Raw genomic sequence first — 6,004 nt, forward strand, 5'->3', positions numbered from 1 at the left:
CTTACTTCGACTCCTTCTCTTTGTAAATTTCATACTGTTCTTTTAAGTTTTGAGGCATTTCATCGTACATGATTTCCATCAAATCAGTAACAGTTTGTTTTTCAACTTTATCAGCTGCTTTAATTGCAGTTTTGATTTCGTCTTTCGCACGTTCGATTACTTCGTTTTCTTTTTCTTCATTCCATAAGCCTTTAGCTTCTAAGAATGCTCTGAAACGAACTAATGGGTCTTTTTTCTCCCAATCAGAATCTTCATCTGAAGTTCTGTAACGTGTCGGGTCGTCCCCAGCCATTGTATGCGGACCATAACGGTAAGTCATTGTCTCGATTAATGTAGGGCCTTCACCATTAACAGCACGGTCGCGTGCTTCTTTAGTAGCTTGATATACAGCTAATGGGTCCATACCGTCTACTTGAATTCCAGGGATACCTACTGCAATTGCTTTTTGAGCTAATGTTAAAGCTGCAGTTTGTTTGCTTCGTGGTGTAGAGATTGCGTAGTTGTTGTTTTGAATTACAAAGATCGCTGGCACTTTATATGCAGAAGCGAAGTTGATACCTTCGTAGAAGTCACCTTGTGATGAACCGCCGTCACCAGTGTAAGTGATTGCTACTGCTTTTTTACCGCGTTTTTTCAATCCTAATGCAACACCAGCAGTTTGAATGTATTGTGCACCGATGATGATTTGTGGACTGAATGCGTTAACGCCTTCAGGGAATTGGTTACCTTTATAGTGCCCTCTTGAGAATAAGAAAGCTTCTGTTAATGGTAAACCATGCCAAATAATTTGAGGAACATCACGATATCCTGGTAAAATCCAGTCTTCTTTTTCAAGTGCATATTGAGATGCAAGTTGTGATGCTTCTTGACCAGCAGTTGGAGCGTAGAAACCTAAACGTCCTTGTCTGTTTAAAGAAACTGAACGTTGGTCTAGAACACGTGTCCAAACCATTCTTTCCATCAACTCAACTAATTGTTCATCAGTTAAATCTGGTACTAAGTCTTCGTTCACTACATTACCTTTTTCGTCCAATACTTGGACCATCTTAAATTGTGCTTCAGTATCTTTCAATACTTGCTCAGCGTCGAATTGGGCTTGTAACTTCGGAGCCATTCAATTCACCATACCTTTCCCGTATAATAGAAAATTCATTTCATCCATAAATTAGTATATCATACATTATTAAAACTGTTAAATGAATTATAAAAGTTCTGTATCACTTGTGTTAAGTACAGTTATAGAACCTGTACCAGTCAAATATCTATAACTGTACCATTGTTGTTTACTTAATCTGTTGTGCTGCTTCCATTTGTTTTCCGCGTTCATCGCGTGTCTTGCTGTAGGCTTTGATTTTTTTGTTTACGTCTTTGTATGAGTCGTCAATTGCTTTTGTTTTCTCATCAATTTGTGATTGATTTGCTTGTCCGTTTGATTTTACGATGTATTCAAATAAATCTTTTTCTTTATCTAAGCTGTTTTTATATGCTTTTGCATAATCATCATGTGCTTTATAGTTTTTCTCAACGGCTTCATTTGTTTTTTCAATTGCTTCTTTACGTTTTTTGTTTCGAAGATCTTTTGTTTTCTTTTTAGCCTCCTCGAATTTTTTCTCAGATGCATCAAATGCTTGTTCTTCTTTTTTGAACTCATCTTTGCGCTGATCGATATTGTTAACAATTTTCTTAGATGTATCTACTACCTTACTTGTATCTTTACCATTAATCTTCTTAGCTAAATCATTTTTTTCATTAGTAAGTTTATTCAATTTTTCGCCGACTTTTACGGCTGTATTTTCTTTTTCAACTGCTTGTTTAAGTGTCTTGTTGTACTCTTTAATGTCATGGCTGTCTGTTGTACAAGCGCCTAATAATAGAGAGGATGCAATCACTAAACCTAATGTTTTATTAACTTTCATGCTTCAATATACCTCCTTGGGGATTTCAATAATGATGTTAATTAATTTTAAGCTATTTCGCAAATACTTTTCTGTTCTATCTCGATATTTTTTGTTATATTTTAAAATAAGGACGGTGTATGACATGATTACAATGAAAGATATAATCCGAGACGGACATCCAACACTTCGTGCTAAAGCAGAAGAAGTGAAATTTCCTTTATCAGAAGAAGATCGCAATAAACTATTAGAAATGCATGAATTCTTAATCAACAGTCAAGATGACGAAATTGCACGCAAATACAAATTACGTTCAGGTGTAGGTATTGCTGCACCGCAATTGAATATTTCAAAACGTATGCTTGCTGTACACTTGCCGGATGACGGCAACGGCAAATCTTACGAATTAATGCTGATTAACCCTAAAATTGTCAGCTACAGCGTTCAAGAAGCTTACCTTCCTACTGGCGAAGGCTGCTTAAGCGTAGATGAAGATATTCCAGGTTTAGTGCATCGCCATAACCGAATTACTGTTAAAGCCAAAGATATCGACGGCAATGATATTAATTTACGTCTTAAAGGCTATATCGCGATTATCGTACAACATGAAATCGATCATTTAGACGGTATCATGTTTTATGATCATATTGATAAAGAAAATCCGCTTCAGCCTCACGAAGATGCCATCCGTCTTTTTGATGAATAAGCAAAACCAAAATGAAGAGGCCCATAAAATATGCGGCCTCTTTTTGCATGCTGTTTAACAGATTTTGTTATTTCTTTCTTCATAATAGCGAATCCAATCTTCAACTGTTATTTTTTCGCACAAGTCCGCAATCAAGTCATATGGAATATTTTTCGGGTTCGTCATCCGTACACAACTCTTTCCCATATTCAGCTTAGTCGGTACTTCTTGTTCATATCTATGGATAAACCAAGATTTTAAATCTTCATCACCGTATAATCCCATATGATACAAACCGATAAAATTTTTCTGTGCTGCTATACTCACAAAAGGCAAAGGTACATCTGGATTGCCTAAATAACCTTGAGGATAGCGTTCTAACGGTACTGCAAAAGTCGGCATACCATATTGCATCACTGGTTGGAATCCTTTCGGCAAATGCTTTTGTATCACTTCAAACAACTGCACAAATGCAGGTCTCCGCTTTTCATCAATCTGTGCAATGTAGTCTTCTATCTCTGTCATCCCATCGCTCCTTAAATATTAAATAAATACATCTTTTCGCAATTGATACCTTACATTTAATTCATCCAATCCTTTTGTGAGGGATTGCATCATTGATTCATCTACCCATTCCGGACCATGATGATGTCTGATAAAGTGCTGATTGCCAGAAACATTATCAACAACTTGACGATATTCGAAAAACATCAGAATTTCTTTTCCGCGTTTTTCAAATACAATCCCTTTTAAAATCTTGTCTTTTCTTTCTTTTTCCCTTTTTACATCTTCAAGAATACGTTTTGTATTACTCATTGTCCTCACCCGCTTTTCAACGTTATTCATTCGCGCAGCATCACATTTTCTCTTTGTTTTATTTTACCACAACCTTTTTCATGTTCCTTTCTAGAGAACAAGGGATTATGTTTGTGCAATGAGAAGTAAAACCGCTTTATTTATTGAATTACATCATGTAAAATGAATAATAACTGTAAATGTATATAGGAAGCTATCATACATTGCAAACAAGAACGTCATTCATAACAAACCTAGCAAACATACTGGGCAGTTAAGCTGGTATGTTGTATTTATTTTCAGATTAAACAAAATGTACCAACTTCAAATAATGAACTAGGCTTGAATTTACTATAAATATGATTAACTGAACAAACTTAGGAGGAAATTATAAACTATGGCAATTTACAAAGTATTTTATCAAGACGACAAATCAGAAGTAATCGTACGTGAGAACACACATACGATTTACGTAGAAGGCAACTCAGAAGAAGAAGTAAGAAAATATCTTAAAAACAGAAACTATAACATTGAGTTCATTACTAAATTAGAGGGCGCACATTTAGAATATGAACAAAAATCACCTGATTATAAAGTGGAGCATATTCAATAATGAAACAACTCAAAAACAATGAGGTCGGTGTATACGCACTTGGCGGTCTCGGTGAGGTCGGCAAGAATACGTACGCAGTTGAATATAAGGATGAAATCGTTTTAATCGATGCCGGAATCAAATTCCCGGATGATAACCTGCTTGGTATCGATTATGTTATCCCTGACTATTCTTATCTTGTACAAAACAAAGATAAAATCATCGGCCTGTTTATTACACATGGACATGAAGACCATATCGGCGGTGTGCCCTTCTTATTAAAAGAACTTAACGTACCGATTTATGGCGGTCCATTAGCACTTGGTCTGATCAGAAATAAATTAGAAGAACATCACTTATTAAGAACAGCAGAATTGCATGAAATTACTGAAGACAGCGGGATCAACTCTAAACACTTCAATGTATCATTTTATTTAACAACACACAGTATTCCTGAAGCATACGGTGTGATTGTAAGTACACCAGAAGGCAAAATTGTGCATACAGGCGATTTCAAATTCGACTTCACACCTGTAGGTACACCGGCAAATATCGCTAAAATGGCTAAATTAGGTGAAGAAGGCGTATTAGCATTATTATCTGATTCGACTAACGCACTCGTACCTAACTTTACATTAAGCGAACGCGAAGTCGGTCAAAACGTTGATAAAATCTTCCGCAAATGTACAGGAAGAATTATCTTTGCGACATTCGCATCGAACATCTATCGTGTACAACAAGCAGTAGAAGCCGCAATTAAATACAACCGTAAAATTGTTGTTTTCGGACGTTCTATGGAAAACAACATCAAAATCGGTATGGAACTCGGCTATATCAAAGCACCGCCAGAAACATTTGTCGAACCTAATAAAATCAACTCAGTCCCTAAACATGAGCTCTTGATTTTATGTACAGGTTCTCAAGGTGAACCGATGGCAGCTTTATCACGTATTGCGAATGGTACACATAAACAAATTAAAATTATCCCTGAGGATACAGTGGTATTCAGTTCATCCCCTATCCCAGGCAATACTAAGAGTATCAACCGTACTATCAACGCTTTATATCGTGCAGGTGCTGAAGTTATTCACAGCAAGATTTCAAACATTCATACGTCTGGACACGGTTCGCAAGGCGATCAGCAACTAATGCTGCGCTTAATCCGTCCTAAATACTTCATGCCGATTCATGGTGAATACCGTATGTTGAAAGCACATTCGCAAACAGGTATTGAATGCGGTGTTGATGAAGATAACGTATTTATCTTTGATAATGGTGATGTCTTAGCTTTAACTAGAGACTCTGCACGTAAAGCAGGACGTATTCCTTCAGGCGATGTCTTAGTAGACGGCAGCGGTATCGGAGATATCGGCAACGTTGTCATCAGAGACCGTAAGTTGTTATCTGAAGAAGGTTTAGTCATTGTTGTGGTAAGTATTGACTTCAATACCAACACATTGCTTTCTGGACCGGACATCATTTCCCGCGGCTTTGTGTACATGCGCGAATCCGGACATTTAATCTATGATGCACAGCGCAAGATTAAAACAGAAGTGATTTCGAAATTGAATCAAAACAAAGAAATTCAATGGCACCAAATCAAATCTTCTATCATTGAAACGCTGCAGCCGTACTTATTTGAAAAAACTGCACGTAAACCAATGATTCTGCCTGTTATCATGAAAGTAAATGAAAACGGCGAACAAGTAACACCGACGAAAAAACCAAAATCATCTAGACCTAAACGTTCGAATAAAAAATCAAACGGCGACAACAAACAAAACAACCGCAGCAGCAAAGATAATCATAAACATGCGACAAACAAACGCCGTACAAACAACGCAAATAAATCACGCAATCCAAGAAGCCGCAAACCGCATCACAAAAAAGAGGCTTCAAAACAAAACCAAAAAGAATCACAAGCTAAACAAGACTAATACAGTGTGGTTCTCCACCATTTGTGGTGGGTGAATAATTTAAAGAACTTAATTTTGATTGGAATTCTTCGAATTCTATCATTTAGACAACCATCCGATG

Annotated in this window: 7 protein-coding genes; 3 read left to right on the top strand and 4 right to left on the bottom strand. The window is 36.7% G+C overall.

The genetic code is table 11. The features are described from left to right. Position 1 precedes the first annotated feature (1 nt). Both pdhA and DVJ99_RS06660 read right to left on the bottom strand, forming a co-directional pair. Positions 2 to 1,114, bottom strand: a complete 1,113-nt coding sequence (gene pdhA / locus DVJ99_RS06655) for a pyruvate dehydrogenase (acetyl-transferring) E1 component subunit alpha (protein ID WP_114603636.1) — start codon at positions 1,112 to 1,114, stop codon at positions 2 to 4. Between the two features lie 169 nt (positions 1,115 to 1,283). Next, positions 1,284 to 1,916 carry a YkyA family protein gene (locus DVJ99_RS06660; protein ID WP_114603637.1) on the bottom strand — a complete coding sequence of 211 codons (633 nt, stop codon included), beginning with the start codon at positions 1,914 to 1,916 and terminating at the stop codon, positions 1,284 to 1,286. A gap of 124 nt (positions 1,917 to 2,040) precedes the next feature. Here DVJ99_RS06660 and def point away from each other — a divergent pair, with 124 nt between their 5' ends. Continuing rightward, positions 2,041 to 2,601 (top strand): peptide deformylase, encoded by a 561-nt coding sequence (gene def / locus DVJ99_RS06665; RefSeq protein WP_105993804.1) that lies wholly within the window; start codon positions 2,041 to 2,043, stop codon positions 2,599 to 2,601. A gap of 54 nt (positions 2,602 to 2,655) precedes the next feature. Here def and DVJ99_RS06670 read toward each other — a convergent pair whose 3' ends face one another. Beyond that, positions 2,656 to 3,105 (bottom strand): iron chaperone, encoded by a 450-nt coding sequence (locus DVJ99_RS06670; protein WP_114603638.1) that lies wholly within the window; start codon positions 3,103 to 3,105, stop codon positions 2,656 to 2,658. 18 nt (positions 3,106 to 3,123) lie between these two features. Beyond that, positions 3,124 to 3,396, bottom strand: coding sequence for a hypothetical protein (locus DVJ99_RS06675; protein ID WP_114603639.1), 273 nt, complete (start codon positions 3,394 to 3,396; stop codon positions 3,124 to 3,126). Positions 3,397 to 3,772: 376 nt separating this feature from the next. Here DVJ99_RS06675 and DVJ99_RS06680 point away from each other — a divergent pair, with 376 nt between their 5' ends. Together DVJ99_RS06680 and rnjA are read left to right on the top strand one after the other, a co-directional pair. Further along, positions 3,773 to 3,988: a DNA-dependent RNA polymerase subunit epsilon gene (locus DVJ99_RS06680; protein ID WP_114603640.1), complete on the top strand. Its 216-nt coding sequence runs from the start codon at positions 3,773 to 3,775 to the stop codon at positions 3,986 to 3,988. Beyond that, positions 3,988 to 5,904, top strand: coding sequence for a ribonuclease J1 (gene rnjA / locus DVJ99_RS06685; RefSeq protein WP_114603641.1), 1,917 nt, complete (start codon positions 3,988 to 3,990; stop codon positions 5,902 to 5,904). The genes DVJ99_RS06680 and rnjA overlap by 1 nt, the downstream gene beginning before the upstream one ends. Positions 5,905 to 6,004: the final 100 nt, after the last annotated feature.

It is taken from the genome of Staphylococcus sp. EZ-P03 (assembly GCF_003344575.1).
Lineage (GTDB): Bacteria > Bacillota > Bacilli > Staphylococcales > Staphylococcaceae > Staphylococcus > Staphylococcus simulans_B.

What these genes read in the sequence shown, in the direction of transcription:
- pdhA (WP_114603636.1), bottom strand. Translation starts at nt 1,114, where the DNA reads ATGGCTCCGAAGTTACAAGCCCAATTCGACGCTGAGCAAGTATTGAAA.
- DVJ99_RS06660 (WP_114603637.1), bottom strand. Translation starts at nt 1,916, where the DNA reads ATGAAAGTTAATAAAACATTAGGTTTAGTGATTGCATCCTCTCTATTA.
- def (WP_105993804.1), top strand. Translation starts at nt 2,041, where the DNA reads ATGATTACAATGAAAGATATAATCCGAGACGGACATCCAACACTTCGT.
- DVJ99_RS06670 (WP_114603638.1), bottom strand. Translation starts at nt 3,105, where the DNA reads ATGACAGAGATAGAAGACTACATTGCACAGATTGATGAAAAGCGGAGA.
- DVJ99_RS06675 (WP_114603639.1), bottom strand. Translation starts at nt 3,396, where the DNA reads ATGAGTAATACAAAACGTATTCTTGAAGATGTAAAAAGGGAAAAAGAA.
- DVJ99_RS06680 (WP_114603640.1), top strand. Translation starts at nt 3,773, where the DNA reads ATGGCAATTTACAAAGTATTTTATCAAGACGACAAATCAGAAGTAATC.
- rnjA (WP_114603641.1), top strand. Translation starts at nt 3,988, where the DNA reads ATGAAACAACTCAAAAACAATGAGGTCGGTGTATACGCACTTGGCGGT.